The following is a 22,871-nucleotide window of genomic DNA, read 5'->3' on the forward strand; positions in this document are numbered from 1 at the left end:
ACACGGAATTTGCATGCACACATCAGCGTCCTCCCCCCGCCCGGCCCGCGCCCTGGCCATCCTCGGCACCGGCCACGCCCTGCCGCAGCGGGTGGTCACCAGTGCCGAGCTGGACCGCCAGCTCGGCCTGGAAACCGGCAGCGTGGCGCGCATCAGCGGAGTGCAGCAGCGCCACGTCGCCGATCCTGCGGACACCGCCGCCAGCCTCGGTGCCAGTGCCGCGCGCCAGGCCCTGCACGCGGCGGGCCTGGAGCTTGGCCAACTGGACCTGATCGTCTGCGCCAGCGGCACCATGGACCAAGGCATGCCCTGCAACGCCGCGTTGCTGCAACGGGAGCTGGGCCTGGGCCAGTCGGGCATCCCGGCCATGGACATCAACGCCAGCTGCCTGGGCTTTATTGCCGCCCTGGACACCCTGTCCTGGCCGATCCAGGCCGGGCATTACCGGCGCGTGCTGCTGGTGTGCGCCGACATCGCCTCCTGCGGCCTGGACTGGCAGCAGGTGGAAGTCTGCGGCATCTTTGGCGACGGTGCGGCAGCGGTGGTGCTGGAAGCCGGCGACGGCGGCCCGAAGATCCTCGCCTCGCGCCTCAAGACCTACGCCGAAGGCGCGGCGCTGTGCCAGATCCCCGCCGGCGGTTCGCGCTTTCATCCGCGGCGCATCGACGTGCCCTTCGAGCCCCTGACCAGCTTCGCCATGCAGGGCAAAGGCGTGTTCCGCCTCGCGGCCAAGCACCTGCCGGACCTGATGGACGATCTGTTGCTGCAAGCCGGGCTCTCCCTTGGGCAAATCGACTGGGTGATTCCTCATCAAGCCAGCCAACAGGCCATGCAGCATGCGGCCAAACGCCTGAGCCTGGGGCCGGAGAAAGTCATCGATATCTTTGCCCAGCATGGCAATCAGGTGGCGGCGTCCCTGCCCACCGCTCTGGACATCGCGGTGCGCGACGGGCGCATTCAACGCGGACAAACCCTGATGCTGATCGGCACCGGCGCGGGCCTGTCCCTCGGCGGCATGATCCTGGAGTACTGATGAAGATCCTGGTCACCGGCGGCACCGGTTTTATCGGACGGCATCTGGTCTGGAAGCTGGCCGCCGAAGGCTGCGAGGTGCAGTTCAGCGGGCGCAACCCCGAGGCGGCGGCGCAAGTCATTGCCCACAGCCCAGCGCCCGTGCGCTGGCTACCCCTGGAGCACGGCAGCCCGTTGGCCAAACGCCTGCTGGCCGATGCCAGCCGCGAGCATGACGCCATCGTGCATTGCGCCGCCTTGTCTTCGCCCTGGGGTTCGCCCCAGGCGTTTGCCCGGGCCAACCTCGACTCCACTGCCGAGGTGATCCACGCCTGCGGCAAGAACCGCATCCCGCGGCTGGTGCACATCTCTACCCCAAGCCTGTATTTCAATTTCAGTGATCGCCTGGGCATCCGCGAAGACCAGCCGCTGCCACCACCGGTGAATGACTACGCCCGCAGCAAGGCCCAGGCCGAAACCCTGCTGGCAGACGCCAAGCTGCCCGAATGCGTGATCCTGCGGCCCCGGGCGGTGTTCGGCCCCTGGGACGCAACCCTGATGCCGCGCCTGCTGCGGGTGATGCAACGCGGGGCGATTCCGCTGATGCGCGGCGGCCAGGCACAGCTGGACCTGACCTGCGTCGACAATCTGGTGCACGCGGTGTGGCTGGCCCTGACCCGGCCCCTGCCGCGCCCGCTGTGCGTGTACAACCTGAGCAATGGCACACCCCTGGCCTTCAAGGACCTGCTGCAACAGATGGCCGAGCACTTCCGCCTGCCCCTGCGCACCCGTCGCCTGCCCTGGCCTCTGGTGCATGGCGTGGCGCGCCTGCTGGAGCTCAAGGCACGGCTGGGCAACGGCGCCGAACCCTTGATCACCCGCTACGGCGCAGGCGTCCTGGCCTTCAGTCAGACCCTGGACATCAGCGCCATCCAGCGCGAGCTGGGCTACCACCCGGTGATCACCCAGGACCAGGGCATTGCCCAGCACGCCCAATGGTGGTTGGCCCAACAGAGACAAAAACCATGAGCCGCAGCGTGAGTTTGAAGATCCTCCGGGCCGGCTGGTGCCAGCACCTGGAATGCATGGCCGACCGTGGCGGGCGCCTGGCGCCGGTGCAATTTCCGGCACTGTGCGGGCTGATCCAGCACCCGGAGCACGGCTGGATTTTGTACGACACCGGCTACGCCGAGCACTTCTTCCAGGCCACCCGCGCCCTGCCCGAGCGCCTGTACCGCAGCGCAGTGCCGGTGCAGTTGCCGGTGGTCGAGCAGTTGGGGGCGCAGTTGCATGAGCTAGGCATCGGCCCGGGGGATATCCGCCATGTGATCATTTCCCACTTCCACGCCGACCATATCGCCGGGCTGCGGGATTTTTCCAATGCGCGCTTTATCGCCCTGGAAGCCGATTACCGGCATATCGACAGCCTGCGCGGTCAGCGTTGGCGCGCCACCTTGGGCGGCCATCTGCCGGGCTTGCTGCCGGACGACTTCAGCGCCCGCCTGCGCCTGGCCGAAGCCAGCCCCAGCTGTGCGCTGCCAAGCTGGATGGCGCCCTTCGAGCAGGGCCTGGACCTGTTCGGCGATGGCAGCCTGATCGGCGTGCCGCTGCCCGGGCACAGCGAAGGCCAGCTGGGCCTGTTCATCCCCGACGCCCAGGGCCGACCGGTGTTCCTGGTGGCCGACGCCTGCTGGTCGGTGCCGGCCTGCCGCGCCGAGCGCCTGCCCGCTGCACCGGCACTGTGGTTTGCCAGCGCCGACCGTCAGCAGTACGTGCGCACTTACCACGGCCTGGGCCAGCTGATCCGCCGTGAACCAGCGGTGGCGGTGCTGCCGTCCCATTGCACCCAGGCCTGGGAGGCATTCGCCAATGAACAGTGAACGCCTACTGGGCACCCTGCGCAGCATCGGTTCCTTCGTGTTCAGCCGCTACGCCCTGCGCTTTCGCCGTCGCGAGCGGCTGGAAGCCTGGCAGGCCCGGCGCCTCAAGCACTTCATGGCCAAAGTCCTGCCCCGTGGCCAGCGCTTCAACGAGCTGACCCACGACGGCCTGCACAGCTTGCCGCTCATGGACAAAGCCACCCTGATGAGCGATTTCGCTGCCTTCAACACCCGCGCCCTGAGCCTGGAACAGGTGTTGCCGGTGGCCCTGCAGGCCGAGCGTTCCCGGGACTTCAGCCCGACCCTGGGGGACATCACCGTGGGCCTGTCCAGCGGCACCTCGGGGGCCCAGGGGGTGTTCCTGGTCAGCAGCGTGGAACGCCAACGCTGGGCCGGCATCCTGCTGGCGCGCACCCTGCCCCGGGCCCTGCTGCCCCGGCTGCTGTGCCCCTGGCTGGCGCCGCTGCGGATCGCCTTCTTCTTGCGGGCCAATAGCCGCCTGTACACCACCCTGGCCAGCCGCCGCATCGACTTCGCCTTTCATGACCTGACCCTGGGCCTGACCGCCTCCCTGCAACGCCTCAACCAACAGAACCCGGACGTGCTGGTGGCCCCGGCCACGGTGCTGCGGGGGCTGGCCCAGGCGGCCCTGGCCGGGCAGCTGACGATCCGCCCACAACACATCCTGTCGGTGGCCGAAGTGCTGGAAAGCACCGACGCCGAGCTGGTGCAGCAAGCCTTCGGGCGCAAGCCGCAGCAGATCTATCAGGCCAGCGAAGGCTTTCTCGGCTACACCTGCGAGGCCGGCACCCTGCACCTGAATGAAAGCCACCTGCACATCGAGCCGCAATGGCTGGACCCTGAGCGCACGCGCTTCCAGCCGATCATCACCGACTTTTCCCGGCGTACGCAGCTGATCGTGCGTTATCGCCTCAACGACATTCTGCGGGTGGCTAGCGCGCCCTGCCCCTGTGGCCGTGCGGAGCGGTCCATCGCCGCCGTGGAAGGTCGCGCCGACGAGATCCTCTGGCTGCCCCGGCTCGATGGCCAGCAGCTGGCACCGCTCTACCCTGACGTATTGCGCCGGGCGCTGCTGATGCTGGGGGCGGAGCTGGAGGAATACGAAATCCACCAGCGCGGGCTGCTCTGGCAAATCAATCTGCACACTTCGGGCGACTATCACGGGCTGTGCCAGCGCTTGCGCGAGGCCCTGGCCGAACTCTGCGCGCAACAAGGGCTGCAAGCGCCGCAGCTGAGCTTCGGCCACTGGCAGGCACCGCCGCCCCACGCGAAAAGACGCCGCCTGCTGATGCTGCAACTGCCCGAGGGACTGCCATGCGTGTATTGATTCTCGGCGCCCGGGCCCCGGCCTGCCTGGAGTGGGCCCGGGCCTTTAGCCAAGCCGGCTGGACGGTGACCGTGGCCGATTCCCTGGCCCAGCCCCTGAGCCGTTTCAGCCGCGCCGCCGAGCACTTCGTGCGCCTGCCGGAGCCGCGCCACGACCCGGATGCCTGGATCGAAGCCCTGGCCGGGGTCATCCGCCAACAGGCCATCGACCTGCTGCTGCCGACCTGCGAAGAGGTGTTCTACCTGGCCCACGGCCTGGAGCGCTTGCGGCCTTTGTGCCGGGTGTTCACCAGTGATTTCGAGCTGCTGCACCGCCTGCATCACAAGGGTGATTTTGCCGCCATGACCCAGGGCTGGGACGTGGCCGCGCCGCCGACCCAAGTGCTGCATGAGCCGGCTGCGTTGCAAGCGCTGGCCGCCGAGCACGACGCCCTGGTGTTCAAGCCGGCCTATTCGCGCTTCGCCTCCCAGACCCTGATCCGCCCGAGCCCGGCGCAACTGGCGAAAGTGCGGCCCAGTAGCGATGCGCCCTGGGTGGCCCAGCGCTTTGTCCCCGGCCAGGAGTACTGCAGCTTCAGCGTGCTGGTGGACGGCCAGTTGCGCGCCCACAGCAGCTACCAGCCGCGCTACCGGGTCGGGCGCGGCTCGGGGATCTACTTCCACAGCTGCGCCCCGGCGCCGATCCGTGCGTTTCTGGAGCAGTTCGGCCAGGCCACCGGCTACACCGGGCAAGTGGGTTTTGACTTCATCGAGGACCAGCAGGGCCGCTTCCACGTGCTGGAGTGCAACCCCAGGGCCACCAGCGGCGTGCACCTGTTCGACAATCAGCGGGTGCAACTGGTGGCAGCGCTGGGCAGCGAAACCGACGCTGCGCTGGAGGCGACCCTGGAACCCCGGATGATCGCCCTGGCCATGCTGCTTCTGGCGGCGCCGTCACGGCTCTTGAGCCGCGAGTTCTGGCACGACTACCAACAAGCCCGGGACGTGATCGTCCAGGACGGCGATCGCGGTCCACTGAGCGCCCAGTTGCTGAGCCTGAGCGAGATCATCGGCCGCGCCCTGACCCGCCGCTGCGGGCTGCTGGCCGCCTCCACCGCCGATATCGAATGGAACGGCCAGCCTCTGGGGGCACAGCGCCAATGAGACTGCTGCTGCCCGAGCAACTGGCCCTTGAGCCCCCGAGCGCCGGCGACAGCCACGCCCGGCAGTACGTGCGCACCTGCGCCGGCGGCGCGCTGATCGGCAACGTCAGCACCGCCCTGGCCCTGCTGGACACCGGCCATCAGCAGTTCCCGGTGAGCATCAACCACGGCCACGACCCTGTGGATAACTGTTACGTGGTCTCGCCACAAACCGCCTACAGCGGCTACGCCCGGGAAGAACTGCAGCGCCTGAAGCGGCCCTGGCTTGCCCTGCCACTGAAGCTGCTGACCCAGGGCGTGGACCGGCTGCTGAGCGCGGCCAAGGTCGACCGTTTGGTGCAGATCAATAACTGGCTGCTGTCGACCAACCTCTACCCGGCCGATTGGGACGGCGCGGATTTGCCGGCGATCACCGAGCTGCTGCGCCGGGAGTTTCCCGACCACGGCTTTGGCTTTCGCTCGCTCAACGACTTCAGCAACCTCGCACTGCGCAAGCGCCTGCAAGCCCTGGGCTACCTGGCCATTCCCAGCCGTCAGGTGTACCTGTTCGACGGCCGTGAGGGCGAAAATTCAGCCTTCCTGCGCCACCACAACACCCGCCTGGACGCCACCCTGCTGCGCCGCAGCCCTTATGCGGTGGTGCCCGGCAGCGAGCTGAACGAGGCCGACTTCCAGCGCATCGAGCAGCTGTACAACCTGCTGTACCTGGACAAATACAGCCGCCTGAACCCCCACTACAGCGCCCAATGGCTGCAACGCGGGCAGGCCGAAGGCTGGCTGGAGGTGCGCGCCCTGCGCAACGCCGAAGGGCGTATTGACGGCGCCTTGGGCTGGTTCGCCAACAGCGCCCTGATCAGCACGCCCATCGTCGGCTACGACACCGCCCTGCCCCAGCGCGCCGGTCTGTACCGGCAACTGACCAGGCTGTGCCTGCAAGAGGCGGTGAACCGTCGTCAGGTGCTCAACTTCAGCTCCGGCGCCGCCGCCTTCAAACGCCTGCGCGGCGGTGAGCCAGAGATCGAATACAGCCTGATCCACGTCGCCCACCTGCCCTGGCCAAGGCGCCTGGTGTGGCAACTGATGGGCCTGCTGCTGCAACGGATCGGCGTACCGCTGATGAGGAAGCTCAAACTGTGAACAGTCACTCGGGCTGGTGGCCCGTCGCCCTGAGCCGGCACCTGCACAAGCAACCCATGGCCTGCACCCTGCACGGCGTGCCGCTGGTGCTGTTTCGCGACGCCGACGGCGCCGCCGCGGTGCTGCCGGACCGTTGCCCTCACCGCTTTGCGCCCCTGAGCGCCGGCCGGGTGCGCGACGGGCAGATCCAGTGCCCCTACCATGGCTGGCGCTTCGATCCCCAGGGCCGTTGCACTCAGCTGCCCGGCCAGGAGCAGCAGCGGTGCAGCCAGCCCTTGCTGCAGCCGCTGCACAGCTGCGAAGCCCAGGGGCTGGTGTGGGCCAGCCTTGCCAGCGAGCGACCGGAAGAGCCGCCAGTGGCCGCCGCCGAGCAAGCCCAGGCCCTGGATGTGTTCTGGATCAACGACCGGGTGCAGTGCAGCTTGCAGGACGCCGCGGAGAACTTCCTCGACGGTTTCCACACCCACTTCGTGCATGCCGGCTGGATTCGCCACGACCGCCAGCGCCAGCGCATTAGCGCCTGGGTGCATCAGCTCGAAGACGGGGTCGAAGCCCAATACAGCGAAGAAGGCACCCAATCCGGACTGATTTCGCGGCTGTTCGAAGGCGAACGCGGCCTCAGCATGGGCCGCTTTCGCCTGCCGGGGCTGGCGGAAATCGAATACCGCGACCGCCAGGGCCGGCTCAACCTGCTAGTCAGCGCCTGGCTGAGCCCGGCCGCCGAGGGCCAACTGCGGCTGTTCGCCCGCATCGCCACAGCCCAGGGCCGCCTGCCGGGCTGGCTCAAACGCGGCGTGCTGCAGCCCTTGTTCAAGGTGATCCTCAAGCAGGACCGGCAGATCCTGGAAAAAGTCAGCGCCAACCAGCAGCGCTTTGCCCAGGTGCCGCTGCACTGGCAGCGGCCCACGCCTCTGGACAGCTCGCTGGATCTGCTGGGGCCGTGGATTCGCCAGTTGCTGGAGCAGGGTGAACTGAAGGACTTCCAAGAACGCCGAGAGGAATTCTGGCTGTAGCCCCGCAAGCCGGCTGGCCGGCGAACAGGGCTTCAAGACGGACACCGCTCAAACGACCCCCTTCGCTGGCCAGCCAGCGCCTGCGATTACCAGGGGGCTCGCGGGGATGATACGGGCCCCTTGGAGCCCCTGTTCGCGGGGTTTGCTGGGCAGGACAAGAACCGATTCAGCCTCCCGCCAGCACTGCCGTTCCTCGGCTCGACACGCAACATGCAGACGGCGAGCCCGCGCACCGGTATAGTGCGCCCCCTCTTCACGTGGACAGCCGTCGGTAACGAGGCTCACCCCCACGGGAAACCCGAACTAATAACAACCCGCGAAATATAGAACCGGGACGAACGCTCGCCCCACCGCCTTGCCGTGCGTGCAATCAGCGGTGTAACTGAATGTTTCCGTCCGCTCTGCTTTTGCCTACACAAAAAACAGCGAGGAATAATCCATGCTCGAAGTCATCAACGACTTCCTCTCAGGGAAAGTACTGATCGTGCTCATTGTCGGGCTCGGCAGCTACTTCACGATCCGCTCGCGTTTCGTTCAATTGCGCCATTTCCTCCATATGTTCGCGGTGTTCCGCGACAGCCTGAAAAGCAGCGGCGGCCAGCTCAGCTCGTTTCAGGCGCTGATGCTCAGCCTCGCCGGCCGGGTGGGTGCAGGCAACATCGCCGGCGTCGGCATCGCCGTGACCCTGGGTGGCCCGGGCGCGGTGTTCTGGATGTGGGTGACCGCACTGGTCGGCATGTCCAGCAGCTTCTTCGAATGCACCCTGGCCCAGGTCTACAAGCGCGCCGACGGTGACGGCCTGTACCGCGGTGGCCCGGCCTACTACATCCAGCACGGCCTGAAGCTCAAAGGCATGGCGGTGGTGTTCTCGATCCTGCTGCTGGTCACCTACGGCTTCGCCTTCATCGGCCTGCAGTCCTACACCGTGACGCACTCGCTGCAGGACGCCTTTGCCTTCGACCCACGCCACACCGGCATCGTCCTGGCGGTGCTGCTGGCCATCACCTTCATCGGCGGCATCAAGCGCATCGCCGCGGTGTCCGACCTGCTGGTCCCGATCAAGACCCTGGCCTACATCGCCGTGACCCTGTACGTGATCGGCACCCAGATCGAACACGTGCCGGCCATGCTGGAAACCATCATCAAGAGCGCCTTCGGCCTCGACCCGGCCTTCGCCGGCCTGCTCGGCAGCGCCATCGTCATGGGCGTGAAGCGTGGCGTGTTCGCCAACGAAGCGGGCCTGGGCAGTGCGCCGAACGTGGCCGCCGTGGCCGCCGTGAAGCACCCGGGCGCCCAGGGCGTGGTCCAGGCCTTCAGCGTGTTCCTCGACACCTTCGTGATCTGCACCTGCACCGCGCTGCTGATCCTGCTGTCGGGCTTCTACACCCCGGGCTTCGAAGGCGACGGCATCGTCCTGACCCAGAACTCGCTGGCCGCCGTGGTCGGTGACTGGGGCCGCGTGTTCGTCAGTGTCGCGCTGTCGTTGTTCGTCTTCACCTGCATCCTCTACAACTACTACCTGGGCGAGAACAGCCTGCAGTTCCTCACCCGCAACCGCACTGTGTTGATGCTGTTCCGCGGCCTGGTGCTGGCGCTGGTGGTCTGGGGTTCGATGCAGAACCTCTCGACCGTGTTCGCCTTCGCCGACATCACCATGACCTGCCTGGCCTTCGTCAACCTGGTGGCCCTGGCCATGCTGTTCAAGGTCGGCCTGCGGGTGATGCGCGACTACGACGAGCAGCGCCGCGCCGGTGTCGACCAGCCGGTGTTCGACTCGCGCAAATTCGCCGATCTGGACCTGGACCTGAAGGCCTGGCCCGCCGAACCTTCGGCCGCCGCCCAGGCCGAGCCGCAAGGCGTGCCCGCAGCGCAACGCTGACGGGTGAACGACGGGCGCATCCTCTGCACCCGTCGGTTACAGTGCGATAAATGTGCGAGCGGGCTTGCCCGCTCCCACAGGAACTCACCGTTTCGGAGAATCCCATGAACCCTTCGACCTACCCTGCCGCCCAGCACGTCATGGTGCTCTACACCGGTGGCACCATCGGCATGCAGGCCAGCGCCGACGGCCTGGCCCCGGCGTCCGGTTTCGACGTGCGCATGCGCGCCTACCTCGACAGCCAGCCCGAACTGGTGGTGCCGGCCTGGCGCTTTCGCGAGATGGCGCCCCTGATCGACAGCGCCAACATGACCCCCGACTACTGGCAGCGCCTGCGTGCAGCGGTGGTCGAAGCCGTGGATCAGGGTTGCGACAGTGTGCTGATCCTCCACGGCACCGACACCCTGGCCTACAGCGCCGCCGCCATGAGCTTCCAGTTGCTGGGGCTGCCAGCGCGGGTGCTGTTCACCGGCTCGATGCTGCCGGCCGGTGTGCCTGACAGCGACGCCTGGGAAAACCTCAGTGGCGCCCTGTTGGCCCTGGGCCAGGGCCTGGCACCGGGGGTGCACCTGTACTTCCACGGCGAACTGCTGGCCCCGACCCGCTGCGCGAAAATCCGCAGTTTCGGCCGTCATCCGTTCGCCGCCCTGCAACGCAATGGCGGCGGCGCAAAGGCCGAAGCGATTCCGTCGGCGCTGGACTACCGCCAGGCCAAGCAACTGGCCAAGGTCGGCGTGCTGCCGCTGTTCCCCGGCATCAGCGCCGAGCTGCTGGACGGCGTGCTCGACAGCGGCATCCAGGCCCTGGTCCTGGAATGCTTCGGCAGCGGCACCGGTCCTAGCGACAACCCGGCGTTCCTGGCCAGTCTCAAGCGCGCACAGGAGCAAGGCATCGTCGTGGTGGCGGTGACCCAGTGCCATGAAGGCGGTGTGGAGCTGGACATCTACGAAGCCGGCAGCCGCCTGCGCGGCGTGGGCGTGCTGTCTGGTGGCGGCATGACTCGCGAAGCGGCGTTCGGCAAGCTCAATGCGCTGCTCGGTGCCGGGCTGGCCAACAGCGAAGTGCGGCGCCTGGTGGAACTGGACCTGTGCGGCGAACTGGCCTGAACACTCTGTAGGAGCCGGCTTGCCGGCGAAGGCGGTCTTGAGGGCCTCTTCGCTGGCAAGCCAGCTCCTACAACCAGCTCCGGCACCTGCAGATGCGGGGCGGCATGCAAATTGCTCCTGTTCCCGGTCTTTCTCAGGCTGGAATCTGCGCATGCTGCACTCGCACCTCACCACCCTCAATGCGGTTTCACTGGTCCTCAATACCTTCAAGGAACAGGGCCAGGACAGTGAAGCCCTGCTGGCTGGCAGCGGCATCAACCCCGCCGACCTGAGCCGCGCCGACACTCGCATCACCACCAACCAGGAGATGCTGGTGTGCGCCAATGCCGTGGCCCTGCAACGGGATATCGGCCTGGAACTGGGCCGGCGCATGCACGTTTCCTCCTACGGCATGCTCGGCTATGCCCTGCTCACCAGTGCCACCTTAGGTGACGCTTTGCGCCTGGCCATGCGCTATCCGGCGCTGATGGGAACACTTTTCGAACTGAGCCTGGAAGCCGACGGCCCGCGCATCTGGTTCACCGCCGCCGGCTACCGCGAAAGCCCGGCCCTGGCGGCGTTCAATACCGAGTTCTGCCTGGTGTCGCTGAAGGTCATCTGCGACGACTTGCTGGGCCACCCGCTGCCGCTGCTGGGCGCGCGCTTCGACTATCCGGCGCCGGACTATCAACAGCGCTACCGCGAAGCCTTCGACTGTCCGCTGCAGTTCAACGCCCGCAGCAACGCCTTCGCCTTCGACCAGCAATGGCTCGAACACCCCCTGCCCCTGGCGGATGCCATCACCCACCAGGCCATGGCCGAACGCTGCCGCAAGCAGAACACCGAGTTCACCGGGCGCCAGGCCTGGCTGGGGCGCATCCGCCAGCTGCTGGCAGCGCAACTGGACGCCGCGCCGGGGCTGGAAGGGCTGGCGGAACAGATGAACTGCTCGGCCCGGACCCTGCGCCGCCATCTGCGCGACCTGGGTTGCAGCTATCAGGAGTTGCTGGACGAGCTGCGCTTCGAGCGGGCCAAGCAGATGCTCTGCGAAGACCAGCTGCCCATCTACCGGATTGCCGAAGCCCTGGGCTTCAGTGAAACCGCGAGCTTTCGCCATGCCTTCATCCGCTGGAGCGGCGTGGCGCCGAGCCAGTTCCGGCCCTGAGACAAACCCCGGCATAAAGACGCCGATTGCATTACATTGCCGAGCTTTGAAACCGGCAAGGGACTGCAAGCTTGAACCCAATCACAGGCGCCATCGCCCGGCGCATCGGTATTCGCGGGGGGTGCCTGGCGCTGGTGCTGCTAGCCGGCCTCCCCCTCGCCCAAGCCTTCGAGCTGTCCAAAATCCGCTGGTGGGAGATGCAGAGCAGCATCCTTCTGGACGATCCGGAAACCGCCACGCTGCAACTCGAACCCTTTCCCCTGCCCGGGCTGGCCCAAGCGCCGGCACGGGTGATCCTCAGCCAATACCACGGCCTGTTCTATCTCAATGGCTATGCGGATGGGCAGTACCGGCAGCGGGTCTACAAGTCGCCGCCCCTGCCGCTGTTCAACGCCCAGGAACTACAGGCCTGCGTGCCCGAGCAGCGACCCGTTGGAGCCACGGACAACTGGCCGTCGAGCAAGCAGCTGGAATCCGCCCTGAGCCTGACCAAACTGAGTTTCGACTGCCAGAGCCCAGGCTGGGAGTTGAGCAATCGCTATCTGCTGGTGGACAGCCGCGATCCCCAGCGGCCGCTGCTGGCCATCGGTCAGCGTCAGGGCGAGGCACAGATCGACTTCACCCCGCAGCAACCGATCAGCCCCGAACTGCAGCAGCAATGGCTGCAAGCCCTGCAGAAGTACCCGAAGCTGCTGGAACCCTTTGACGCCAGCAGCGGCCAGCTGCGCGTCAAGCCCTATGCGCCGCCGCCCAGCGCGGAGCAGGTCTGGACAGAATTTCGCCAGCTGCACACGCAATTGCGCGATGCCAAAGACAAGGCTCCGGGCATCGCCCGGGTGGAAGAGTTCTTCAACCGTCATGACTTTCGCGCGATCGCCCCCGAGCGCAGTACCTACCCGGGCCTGCTCAACGACATCGCCTATTGGGCCACCGAGGCCGGCCAGTTGCAGAGCGCCCGACCGTGGCTGGCGTACGTGCTGCGTCGCGACCCGGGGCGCATGCCGACCTACCTCAATCTGGCGGACCTGGACTGGCGCCTGTACCAACAGCAGCCCGCAGACACCCGGCACCGGGGCCGGGCCATGGAGAACTATCGGCTGTATTGCGGGCTACGCCTGCAACGCCAGCTTGGGGTCCCCGCCAGGGTCACCCAGCGCCTGGGCCTTGAGGCACCCAGCGAACCGGCCTGCCAAAGCGCCTGGCCGCTGGTGACGGCGGTGGACCAGGGTGACGCGGGCGAAGTCCGGCGCCTGCTGGAGAACGGCCTGAGCGGCGACGTGATCGCCGCCGATGGGCGCCCGGCGCTGTTGCACGCCCTGGATAAACCCGACCTGGACATCGCCCGGCTGTTGCTGGCCCATGGCGCCCGTCCACAGGGTCAGTACAACGGCCGCTCCCAGGTGGTCCTGGCCATGCGCCGCGACCTCAAGGACAACCCGGACCTGAGCCAGGCCAAGCGCCTGAACTTCCTCCTCCAGGCCGGCGCCGCCATCGATGAACAGGATGTCCAGGGCGGCACCGCGCTGCAGGCCATGGCCAAGGAACGCGACGACATCGAGCGCTTCAACTGGCTGCTGCAACACCCGCAAGACCTCGACAAGCGCAGCGGGCCAGACGGCGAAACCGCACTGTTCCTGGCGCTCAAGGGCGGCAACTACGCCGCTGCCAGAGAACTGATAGAGGCCGGTGCCAACCTCAACCTGAGCTACGGCCGCGGTTTCTGCGCACAGCAGCCGGTTCGCCAAAGCCTGCTGATGATCGTCGCCGAACAGGGCTCGCCCGAGGTCATCAATCCCTGGGTCAGCCAGCAACAGAGCCTGGACATGTTCACCCTGCTGCTGGAAAAAGGCGCCGACCCCAACGTCGGCCGCTACTGCAAGAACAACGGCTACACCTGGCTGCTGGAGATCATGGCCCGGCGCAAGCGCGACGACATGCTCAAGGTGCTGCAAGGCTTTGCGCCGCCACCGCCGGCGACGGCGTTTCGCCTTTGAGGCGTGGCGCCGAACCCGCTGAGCCCCTGAAACAAAGCCCGGCACAACGGCGCCGATTGCATTACATTGCCGAGCTTTCTACCGGCAAGGGACTGCAACGTTGAAGCTATTCTCAGGCGCCATCGCCCGGCGCATCGGCATTCGCGGGCTTGGCCTGGCGCTGGCGCTGCTGGCTGGCGCACCCGCCGCCCAGGCCTTCGACCTGGACCTGGGCGCGATCAAATGGTCGGGTATGGCTCGCTACTTCGTCATCGACTACCCGGAAACCGCCACCCTGCAACTCAAGCCGTTCCCCGTGCCGGGCCGGGAGCGAGTGCCGGCGCGGATCGTCCTGAGCCAGTACCGCGGGCTGTTCTACCTCAACGCCTATCAGGACCTGAAGTACCAGCAGCGGGTCTACAAATCGCCGCCCATGGCCCTGTTCAGCCCCGAAGAACTGCGGGCCTGTGCGGCCCCGGAGTATCCGGTGCCAGTCGCCGACAACTGGCCCACGAGCAATACCCTGGACACCGGCATCACCCTGACCTCGCTCGACTTCAAGTGCCAGGAGCCCAGCGATTGGCAACTCAGCCGACGCTACCTGCTGATCGACCAACGTGATCCGCAGCGCCCGCTGCTGGCGATCAGTCACCGCCGGGACCTGACCCAGATGGAGTTCACCCCGCTGCAGCCCATCAGCGAGGAAACCGGGCGGCAGTGGTTGCAGGCCCTGGAGACATTCCCGCCGTGGTTCCGCCCTTTCACCCAAGGCAGCGGGCCGATCACCGTCAACGCCTTTGTGCCAGCGCCAGCCTCGAACCCGGACAGCATCTGGAAAGCGTTCCGCGCGCTGCACGAACAACTGCGCAGCGCCAAGGACAAGCAACCGGGCATCAACCGGGTGGAGGACTTCTTCGTCACCCATGACTTTCGCAGCATCGCCACCGAGCGCCGTGAATACGCCGGCCTGCTCAACGACATCGCCTACTGGACCAGCGAAGCCGGACAGCTGAGAACCGCCCGCCCCTGGCTCAAGGAAGTGCTGCACCGCGACCCCGGGCGCATGCCGACCTACCTCAACCTGGCGGACCTGGACTGGGCGATCTACCAACAACGCACGCAGGACACCATCCACCAGGGCCGGGCCATCGAGGGTTACCGGGTGTATTGCGGCCTGCGCCTGAAACGCCAGATGAGCATCCCGCCCCGGGTCCTGCAGCGCCTGGGCCTGAACGCCGCCAACCCCCGGGACTGCCAGGCCTTCTGGCCGCTGGTGGACGCGGTGGATGCCGGCGACCTGGCCGAAGTGCAGCGCCTGCTGGCCAGTGGCATCAGCGGCGAGGTCATGGCCGACGATGGTCGCAGCGCCTTGCTGCATGCCCTGGACGCCCCGCGCCTGGACATCGCCCGGCTGCTGCTGGAGCACGGCGCCCACACCAGCGGCCTGTACAACTGGACCACCCTGGCGACCCTGGCCATGCGCCGCGACCTGGGCGACAGCCCCGACCTGAGCCAGGGCGGGCGCCTGAAGTTCCTCATCGAGGCCGGTGTCGCCGTCGACGAGCCGGACAGCCAGGGCCAGACGCCACTGATGCAGATGGCCGAGAACAAGCGCAGCCTGCAAGGCTTCACTTGGCTGCTGCAACACCCGCAAAACCTCGACCGGCGCAGAACCGACGATGGTGAAACCGCGCTGTATCGGGCGTTCTCGGGCAACAACTACGAGGCCGTGCGACAACTGATAGCCGCTGGTGCCAACCTCAACCTGAGCTACGGCCGCGGCACCTGCTACAACCAGCCCGTCGGCGAGAGCCTGCTGACCCTGGTGGCCGACAAGACCTCCGCCGACGACAAGGCGCCCTACGTCAGCCAACGGGACACCCTGGACCTGTTCACCCTGCTGCTGGAAAAAGGCGCCGATCCCAATGTCGGCCAGCGCTGCGAGAAAAAGGGCTACGCGCTGTTGCTGGAAGCCATCGCCCGGAAAAAACGCGAGGACATGCTCAAGGTGCTGCAGCGTTTCGTTCCCACCCCGCCCGCCAGTTGAACCGGACGGCGCCCCGCAACGGGGCGCCCTGCCTCTTTAAGGGGCGAATTTCGGTCAAACACTTTGGCCAGATCAATCCCCTTTTGGCCGCTCCTGCCGTTCTCCGAAACCCCGCGCCCCGCAAGACTGTGATCCACCGAATCAGCCTGCGGAGAACAAGAAAATGCTGACGATCTACTCGGACGATCACCACCTGCACCACGGCCGTTGTGAACTTATCGACGGGCAATTGATGCCCTGCTTTGAAATGCCTTCCCGGGCCGACCATGTGCTGGACCGGGTGAAGTACCGCAACCTTGGCCCGGTAGAGGCGCCCAAGGACTTCGGCCTGGGGCCCATCGAACGCGTCCACAGCCGGGCCTACCTGGACTTCTTCAAAGGCGCCTGGGAGCGCTGGGCGGCACAGGGCATCGACGGCGACCTGCTGCCCTACACCTGGCCGGCGCGCACCCTGCGCAGCGTGATTCCCACCAGCCTCCATGGCCAGCTCGGCTACTACAGCTTCGACGGCGGCGCGCCGATCACCGCCGGCACCTGGCAGGCGGCCTACAGCGCAGCGCAAGTGGCCCTCACCGCCCAGGCGGTGATCCAGCGCGGTGCCCGCAGCGCCTTTGCCCTGTGCCGGCCACCAGGACACCACGCCGCCAGCGACCTGATGGGCGGCTACTGCTACCTGAACAACGCGGCCATCGCCGCCCAGGCCTTCCTCGACCAGGGCCACAAGAAAGTCGCGATCCTCGATGTCGACTACCACCACGGCAACGGCACCCAGTCGATCTTCTACGCGCGCAGCGACGTGCTCTTCACCTCGATCCACGGCCACCCGGAAGCCGAGTTCCCGTTCTTCCTGGGCTATGCCGACGAAAGCGGCGAAGGCGCCGGGGAAGGTTTCAACTTCAACTACCCGCTGGCCGCCGGTAGCGGCTGGGATGAGTGGAGCGCAGCCCTGGAGCAGGCCTGCAACCAGATCCACAGCTATGACGCCGACATCATCGTGGTGTCCCTGGGCGTGGACACCTTCAAGGACGACCCGATCTCGCAATTCAAACTCGACAGCCCGGATTACCTGGCCATGGGCAAGCGCATCGCCGCCCTCGGCAAGCCGACGCTGTTCGTCATGGAAGGCGGTTACGCGGTAGAGGAAATCGGCATCAACGCCGTGAACGTTCTCGAAGGTTTTCAAAGCGCCCAGTGAGGGACTCGCATCATGCAAAGACTCAAACGCTTAATGGTTCCCGCCCTGTGCGCCAGCCTGCTGGGCACCGCCGCCCACGCCGAGGAGCGCACGCTGCGGGTGTACAACTGGTTCGACTACATCACCCCCAAGGCCCTGGAAGATTTCAAGGCGCAGAACAGCCAGGTGAAGCTGGTCTACGACATCTTCGACACCAACGAAGCCCTGGAAGCCAAGCTGCTGACCGGCAACTCCGGCTATGACGTGGTGGTGCCGTCCAACGTGTTCCTGGCCAAGCAGATCGAGGCCGGGGTGTTCCAGCCCCTGGACCGCAGCAAGCTGCCCAACTGGAACCACCTGGACCCCAAGCTGATGAAGCTGATCGAGGCCAACGACCCGGGCAACCAGTTCGCCGTGCCCTACATGTACGGCACCATCCTGATCGGCTTCAACCCGGACAAGGTCAAGGCCGCCCTGGGCGACAAGGCGCCGGTGGACAGCTGGGACCTGATCTTCAAGGAAGAGAACATCAGCAAGCTCAAGCAGTGCGGCGTGGCCCTGCTGGATTCGCCTTCGGAAATCCTGCCCCTGGCCCTGCAGCACCTGGGCCTGGACCCCAACAGCAAGAAGCCGGCGGACTACGAGAAGGCTGAAGCGCTGCTGATGAAGATCCGGCCGTACATCACCTACTTCCACTCGTCCAAGTACATGGCCGACATCGCCAATGGCGATATCTGCGTGGCGGTGGGCTATTCGGGGAGCTTCTCCCAGGCCGCCAACCGCGCCAAGGAAGCCAAGAACGGCGTGACCGTGGACATGCGTCTGCCCAAGGAAGGCGCGCCGATCTGGTTCGACATGCTGGCGGTCCCTAAAGGCGCCAAGAACCCGGAAGATGCCTACACCTTCATCAACTACCTGCTGCAACCTCAGGTGATCGCCCCGGTCAGCGACTTTGTCGGTTACCCGAACCCGAACAAGGACGCCACCGGACTGGTGGACCCTTCGATCCGCAACAACCCCAACCTGTATCCGACGGAAGCGGCGATGAGCACCCTGTACACGCTGCAACCGCTGCCCCGTGATGCAGAGCGGGCGCGGACCCGGGCCTGGACCAAGATCAAGTCCGGGACCTGATCCGGCGCAAGCACACGGGCGGTGTTCGGGTGGGCGGCGGGACGCGGTGGGTGACGAACCGCGTCGCCGCTGTTCGCCGGCAAGCCGGCTCCTACACAGTGGCGGTTAGCAGCCCGTGAGGCCTTGGGGCGTGCGCTCTTCGGCGAAGAACCAGGGGCGCAGGCGTACGCCGACGCCGTTGCCGATAAAGGCCGCCACCAGCCACAGCCAGCCATGCAGGCTGCCGGAGGCGATGCCGCTGAAGTAGGCGCCGATGTTGCAGCCATAGGCCAGGCGCGAACCGTAGCCCAGCAGCAGCCCGCCAATCACCGCCGCCACCAGGGAACGGGTGGGGATTCTCAGGTTGGGGGCAAAACGTCCCGCCAGTCCCGCGGCCAGCAAGGCCCCCAGGACGATGCCGATGTCCATGACGCTGGTGATGTCCTGCCACACCGGGGCGGCCAGGGCCTTGGCGTTTGCCGCGCCCTGCCAGAACACCCAACTGCCCACGTCTACGCCCAAGCCACTGGCGACTTTCGCGCCCCACAGGGCAAAGGCCGAGGTGATGCCCCATGGGCGCCCGGCCAGGGCCAGGGTGGCGAAGTTGAGCAAGGCCAGGGCCACCGCGCCCCAGACCAGCGGCCAGGGACCGCGCAACAGTCGGCGCCAGCCCTGGTGCTGGCTGGCGACCGGGGCTTCAAGGCTGCCGTAGCGGCGTTTTTCCAGGGTCTGGGTGAGCAAGGCGATCAGCGCGAACAGGCACAGGCTCAAGCCCAGGGCCGGGCCGACGCCGAAGCTCTGGACGATGGAGATCGGTGGCAGCGACGGCAAGGCAAACCACCAGTCCACATGATGGGTGGCAATCAGCGAGCCGCAGATGAAGAACGCCAGGGTCACTAGCATCCGCGCATTGCCGCCGCCGACGGTGAACAGGGTGCCCGAGGCGCAACCGCCCCCCAGTTGCATGCCGATGCCGAAAATGAAGGCACCGAAGATCACCGACACCCCGGCCGGCGCCACCAGCCCCACCACCGGCTGGCCGAACAGGCTGCCCGCCCCCAGCGCCGGGAAGAACAGCAACACCGCCAGGGCCAGCATGACCATCTGCGCGCGCAGGCCAGCACCGCGCCGATCACGGATAAACACCCGCCAGGCCGAGGTGAAACCGAAGGCGGCGTGGTACAGGGTGAGCCCCAGGGCGGCACCCAGCAGCAACAGCAGCACCTGTCGCGCACCCACCTGGGTCTGCAGGAACAGGGCGCCGGCCACCAGTAGCAGCAAGGCGAACAGGGGGGCGCCGAACATGCGTTGCGGGGCCACGGGGAGGGTCTGGCTCATGAGGCTTCTCGGGCAGGGAAATGGCCGCGAGTATAACCCGTCAGACCCGCCAGGCCTGGCGCAGGCGGCCCAGGGCGGCCTGGATATCGGCCTCAGGCACCGCGGCGAAGCCCAGCACCAGCCCAGCCCGTTGGTCCTCGGGCAACAGGGTTTCCGGTAACCAATAAGTGCTCAAGCCGTTAACCTCGACATCGACGCTGGCCGCCTGCTCCAGCAGTTGCTGCTCCCGGGCCAGGCTGTCCACGCGCACTGTCAGGTGCAACCCGGCGGCCACCGTGGGCAGCGGTCCGACGCCTGGGATCGCCTCGGGCCAGCCGGCGAGCAAGGTATTGCGCCGGCTCAGGGCGGCCCGGCGCATGCGCCGGATATGCCGCTGGAAATGCCCGGCGGCCATGAACTCGGCCATCACCGCCTGGGTGCTGACCTCGGAGTGGCGCACGTCCACCGCCCGGCGCTGGGCGAAGGCCTGCACCAGATTCGGCGGCAGCACCAGGTAACCCAGGCGCAAGGCCGGGAACGCCACCTTGCCGAAGGTGCCGACGTAGATCACCCGCCCCTGCCGGTCCAGCGCCGCCAGGGGGGCCAGGGGCGCGCCGCTGTAGCGGTATTCGCCGTCGTAGTCGTCCTCGACGATCCAGCCGCCGCTGCGCTCGGCCCAGGCCAGCAGCTCCAGGCGCCGGGCCAGGCTCATGATCACCCCGGTGGGGTACTGGTGGGACGGGGTGACATAGGCCAGGCGGCAGTTGGGCAACTGCTCCAGCTGACGGCAGTCGATGCCCTCCTGATCCACCGCCACGCCCTGCAACTGTGCCCCGGCTACGGCGAAGGCGTGACCGGCCGCCCGATAGCCGGGGTTTTCCACAGCCACGCTGTCGCCGGGCTCCACCAGCAGCTGTGCACAAAGGCTGATGCCCTGTTGCGCGCCACTGGTGATCACAATTTGTTCAGCGCTGCATTGCAGCCCACGGGCACTGCGCAGGTAAGCGGCGATCAGGCTGCGCAGTCGCGAATCGCCAGCGGAATCGCCGTAGCACAGCTGACGCAGGTCCGGCCTGCGCCAGAAAGCCGCATTCAGCTTGGCCCAGACCTCGAACGGGAACAGATCGAAAGCCGGCACGCCGACCCGAAAAGCCCGCGGCGGACCACTGGGCGGCGTACTCAGATGATGCTTTTGCAGGCGCTGCACACCACTGCTGTGGATAACTTTACTGGATGCATCACCAGTTATTTCGGTCGATTTTGTGGATAAACCTGTGGGTAAGCCTGTTGACAACCCTGTGGATACTTTTGTGGATAGTTTTTTGATGGGTAAGCGGGTTTCTGGCAATTGGGCCACGTAGGTGCCATCGCCGACCCGGCCTTCGATAAAACCCTCGGCATACAGCTGGTCATAGGCGCGCACCACGCTGTTGCGGGAAATCCCCAATGCCACCGCCAGATCACGGCTGGCCGGCAGGCGCGTGCCGCTGGCCAGGCGCCCGTCCAGCACCCGCAGGCGCAGGGCCTGGTACAGCTGGCGGCTGAGGCCCTGGCGGCGATCCAGCTCGATCCCGGCAGGGTTGAAAGACAGCGGAGGCAAAGCACTGTTCATCGAGGCGCCCCAGGGATTGGACCCACAAAATAGACCAAAGATGGCTCTTACAACGAACCATTAGCCTGCCTAGGATGCAGCCACTCGCCAAGGATTTTTTCCATGTACCTACCGCGCGCTTTCGTCGATGAAGACCTCCCCCGCCTGCAGGGCGTGATCCAACACAGCCGCCTGGCGACCCTGGTGACCTGGGGCGCCCTGGGCCTGCAGGCTAGCCACGTGCCACTGCTGCTGGCCCCCGAACAGGGGGCCAATGGCACCCTCTACGGACACTTGGCCAAGGCCAACCCACAGTGCGCCGAGCTCGCCAGTGGCGCCGAAGCGTTGCTGATCTTCATGGGCGAGGATGCCTATATCAGCCCTTCGTTCTATCCGAGCAAGGCCGAACACGGCAAAGTGGTGCCCACCTGGAACTACGTGGCGGTGCACGCCTATGGCCAGCCGGAGGTCTTCACCGACCCGCAGCGGCTGCTGCAGGTGGTCGAGGGCCTGACCGAGCGTCACGAGGCCGGTCGCCCGCAACCGTGGAAGGTGGCCGATGCCCCGGCCGACTACATCGACGGCATGCTCAAAGCGATTGTCGGTTTCGCCCTGCCGATCCAGCGCCTGGAGGGCAAGCGCAAGCTCAGCCAGAACCGCAATGCCGAAGATATTGCCGGGGTCCGCGACGGTCTGGCGGCCAGCGCCGACCCGCGTGACCAACACCTGTCGCAACTGATGGGCTGAGTGCCCGCCCAGAACAATAAAGGAGCTTTCATGAGCCAGATCCAGATCCGCCCGGTTACCACCGCCGACCACGCCGCCTGGCTGCCGTTGTGGCAGGCCTACCTGCGCTTCTACGAAACCGAACTGGCGGACGCCGTGACCCAGAGCACCTGGCAGCGCTTCCTCGATGCCCGCGAGCCGACCCACGCGGCCCTGGCCTGGGACGGCGAGCGCGCCGTGGGCCTGGTGCATTTCATCTACCACCGCTCCAACTGGAGCATCGAGAATTCCTGCTACCTGCAGGACCTGCTGGTGACCCCGGACCAGCGCGGCACCGGCGTCGGCCGCCAGCTGATCGAGTTCGTCTACGCCCAGGCGAAACAGGACGGCTGCGCCAAGGTGCATTGGCTGACCCACGAAACCAATGCCACGGCCATCCAGCTCTACGAGCGCATCGCCGAGCGCCCGGGCTTTATCCAGTTCCGCAAACCCCTCTGAACCCGCAAGGAGCCACTGCATGTCGATTTCTCTCGCCGATTGGAAAGGCGTCCCCGCCCCTTCGGCCACCCTGCTTGAAGGGCGTTTCATCCGTTTGGAAAGGCTCGACCCGGTGCGCCATGGCGATGAGCTGTTCCAGGTGCTGCAAGGCCCCGGCGCCGACCCCGTGCTGTGGAACTACCTGCCTTATGGCCCCTTCCCCGAGCGTGCGGCGTTCGATGCCTGGCTCGGTAACCACGCCCTTGCCAGTGACCCGTATTTCTTCACCGTGATCGACCGCGCCAGTGGCCAGGCCCAGGGCCTGATCAGCCTGATGTCCATCGTCCCGGCCCAGGGCCGCATCGAGATCGGCCACGTCACTTTCGGCGCACCGATGCAGCGCTCGCCCAAGAGCACCGAGGCGGTGTACCTGCTGGCCAAGGAAGCTTTCGCCCTGGGCTACCGGCGCCTGGAATGGAAGTGCAACAACGCCAATGCCCGCTCGCGCTACGCCGCCGAGCGTTTGGGTTTCAGCTTCGAGGGGGTGTTCCGCCAGCACATGGTGGCCAAGGGACAGAACCGCGATACCGCGTGGTTCTCGATCCTGGACGGGGAATGGCCAGTGATTGCCAAGGGTTTCGAGCAATGGCTCAGCGATGAGAACCAGAGCGGCGCGGGGCAGCTCAAGTCGCTGGCGGAGTGTCGCGGGTAACCGTGGTTTTCGCCGGCAAGCCGGCGCCTACAAGGGGGCGGTGAGCCCGGCCTGGCAGAAGACCTGTAGCCGCTGCCGCAGG

The 22,871-nt window shown here is 66.6% G+C and carries 19 protein-coding genes; 17 read left to right on the forward strand and 2 right to left on the reverse strand.

Annotation, left to right across the window (positions count from 1 at the left end):
* The first annotated feature begins 13 nt into the window (after window positions 1–13).
* The 14 genes from LOY69_RS29885 to LOY69_RS29950 all read left to right on the forward strand — a co-directional run bounded on the left by LOY69_RS29885 (window position 14) and on the right by LOY69_RS29950 (window position 17,987).
* On the forward strand, window positions 14–1,033 hold the full coding sequence (locus tag LOY69_RS29885; RefSeq protein ID WP_265073947.1) for a beta-ketoacyl-ACP synthase 3: 1,020 nt from the start codon (window positions 14–16) through the stop codon (window positions 1,031–1,033).
* On the forward strand, window positions 1,033–2,040 hold the full coding sequence (locus LOY69_RS29890) for an NAD-dependent epimerase/dehydratase family protein (RefSeq protein WP_053160475.1): 1,008 nt from the start codon (window positions 1,033–1,035) through the stop codon (window positions 2,038–2,040). The genes LOY69_RS29885 and LOY69_RS29890 overlap by 1 nt, the downstream gene beginning before the upstream one ends.
* Window positions 2,037–2,891, forward strand: a complete 855-nt coding sequence (locus LOY69_RS29895) for an MBL fold metallo-hydrolase (protein WP_265073948.1) — start codon at window positions 2,037–2,039, stop codon at window positions 2,889–2,891. The genes LOY69_RS29890 and LOY69_RS29895 overlap by 4 nt, the downstream gene beginning before the upstream one ends.
* Window positions 2,881–4,239 carry a F390 synthetase-related protein gene (locus LOY69_RS29900; protein ID WP_265073949.1) on the forward strand — a complete coding sequence of 453 codons (1,359 nt, stop codon included), beginning with the start codon at window positions 2,881–2,883 and terminating at the stop codon, window positions 4,237–4,239. The genes LOY69_RS29895 and LOY69_RS29900 overlap by 11 nt, the downstream gene beginning before the upstream one ends.
* The gene (locus tag LOY69_RS29905) at window positions 4,227–5,381 is read left to right on the forward strand and encodes an ATP-grasp domain-containing protein (protein WP_265073950.1); all 1,155 of its coding nucleotides are present in this window, start codon (window positions 4,227–4,229) and stop codon (window positions 5,379–5,381) included. The genes LOY69_RS29900 and LOY69_RS29905 overlap by 13 nt, the downstream gene beginning before the upstream one ends.
* On the forward strand, window positions 5,378–6,517 hold the full coding sequence (locus LOY69_RS29910; protein ID WP_265073951.1) for a hypothetical protein: 1,140 nt from the start codon (window positions 5,378–5,380) through the stop codon (window positions 6,515–6,517). Before LOY69_RS29905 ends, LOY69_RS29910 begins: the two co-directional genes overlap by 4 nt.
* Window positions 6,514–7,530 carry an aromatic ring-hydroxylating oxygenase subunit alpha gene (locus tag LOY69_RS29915; protein ID WP_265073952.1) on the forward strand — a complete coding sequence of 339 codons (1,017 nt, stop codon included), beginning with the start codon at window positions 6,514–6,516 and terminating at the stop codon, window positions 7,528–7,530. Before LOY69_RS29910 ends, LOY69_RS29915 begins: the two co-directional genes overlap by 4 nt.
* Before the next feature lie 439 nt (window positions 7,531–7,969).
* Window positions 7,970–9,409: an alanine/glycine:cation symporter family protein gene (locus LOY69_RS29920; RefSeq protein WP_102881342.1), complete on the forward strand. Its 1,440-nt coding sequence runs from the start codon at window positions 7,970–7,972 to the stop codon at window positions 9,407–9,409.
* A 104-nt stretch (window positions 9,410–9,513) separates the two neighbouring features.
* A complete protein-coding gene (locus LOY69_RS29925) occupies window positions 9,514–10,515 on the forward strand; it encodes an asparaginase (protein ID WP_110652876.1) in 1,002 nt (333 codons plus the stop codon).
* A gap of 151 nt (window positions 10,516–10,666) precedes the next feature.
* Window positions 10,667–11,659, forward strand: coding sequence for an AraC family transcriptional regulator (locus LOY69_RS29930; RefSeq protein WP_213664461.1), 993 nt, complete (start codon window positions 10,667–10,669; stop codon window positions 11,657–11,659).
* A 71-nt stretch (window positions 11,660–11,730) separates the two neighbouring features.
* Entirely contained in the window at window positions 11,731–13,653 is a 1,923-nt protein-coding gene (locus tag LOY69_RS29935; protein WP_413787137.1) for an ankyrin repeat domain-containing protein, read from the forward strand.
* 100 nt (window positions 13,654–13,753) lie between these two features.
* Entirely contained in the window at window positions 13,754–15,679 is a 1,926-nt protein-coding gene (locus LOY69_RS29940) for an ankyrin repeat domain-containing protein (protein ID WP_265073953.1), read from the forward strand.
* Window positions 15,680–15,842: 163 nt separating this feature from the next.
* Complete coding sequence (locus LOY69_RS29945) at window positions 15,843–16,874, forward strand: histone deacetylase family protein (RefSeq protein ID WP_170001406.1); 1,032 nt, start codon at window positions 15,843–15,845, stop codon at window positions 16,872–16,874.
* 12 nt (window positions 16,875–16,886) lie between these two features.
* Window positions 16,887–17,987 (forward strand): polyamine ABC transporter substrate-binding protein, encoded by a 1,101-nt coding sequence (locus LOY69_RS29950; RefSeq protein ID WP_102862356.1) that lies wholly within the window; start codon window positions 16,887–16,889, stop codon window positions 17,985–17,987.
* A 105-nt stretch (window positions 17,988–18,092) separates the two neighbouring features.
* On the opposite strand, the gene LOY69_RS29955 is transcribed toward LOY69_RS29950, so the two are convergent.
* Together LOY69_RS29955 and LOY69_RS29960 are read right to left on the reverse strand one after the other, a co-directional pair.
* Window positions 18,093–19,304 carry a YeeE/YedE family protein gene (locus LOY69_RS29955; RefSeq protein WP_102881348.1) on the reverse strand — a complete coding sequence of 404 codons (1,212 nt, stop codon included), beginning with the start codon at window positions 19,302–19,304 and terminating at the stop codon, window positions 18,093–18,095.
* A gap of 40 nt (window positions 19,305–19,344) precedes the next feature.
* A complete protein-coding gene (locus LOY69_RS29960; RefSeq protein WP_265073954.1) occupies window positions 19,345–20,895 on the reverse strand; it encodes a PLP-dependent aminotransferase family protein in 1,551 nt (516 codons plus the stop codon).
* A 102-nt stretch (window positions 20,896–20,997) separates the two neighbouring features.
* Here LOY69_RS29960 and LOY69_RS29965 point away from each other — a divergent pair, with 102 nt between their 5' ends.
* Genes LOY69_RS29965 through LOY69_RS29975 form a run of 3 tightly spaced genes read left to right on the forward strand, consistent with a single transcriptional unit; the run spans window position 20,998 to window position 22,789 of the window.
* Window positions 20,998–21,621, forward strand: a complete 624-nt coding sequence (locus LOY69_RS29965) for an FMN-binding negative transcriptional regulator (protein WP_110594178.1) — start codon at window positions 20,998–21,000, stop codon at window positions 21,619–21,621.
* Window positions 21,622–21,651: 30 nt separating this feature from the next.
* Window positions 21,652–22,098: a GNAT family N-acetyltransferase gene (locus LOY69_RS29970; RefSeq protein ID WP_102881351.1), complete on the forward strand. Its 447-nt coding sequence runs from the start codon at window positions 21,652–21,654 to the stop codon at window positions 22,096–22,098.
* Window positions 22,099–22,117: 19 nt separating this feature from the next.
* On the forward strand, window positions 22,118–22,789 hold the full coding sequence (locus LOY69_RS29975; RefSeq protein ID WP_102881352.1) for a GNAT family N-acetyltransferase: 672 nt from the start codon (window positions 22,118–22,120) through the stop codon (window positions 22,787–22,789).
* Window positions 22,790–22,871: the final 82 nt, after the last annotated feature.

It is taken from the genome of Pseudomonas sp. B21-059 (assembly GCF_026016285.1).
Classification (GTDB): domain Bacteria; phylum Pseudomonadota; class Gammaproteobacteria; order Pseudomonadales; family Pseudomonadaceae; genus Aquipseudomonas; species Aquipseudomonas danubii.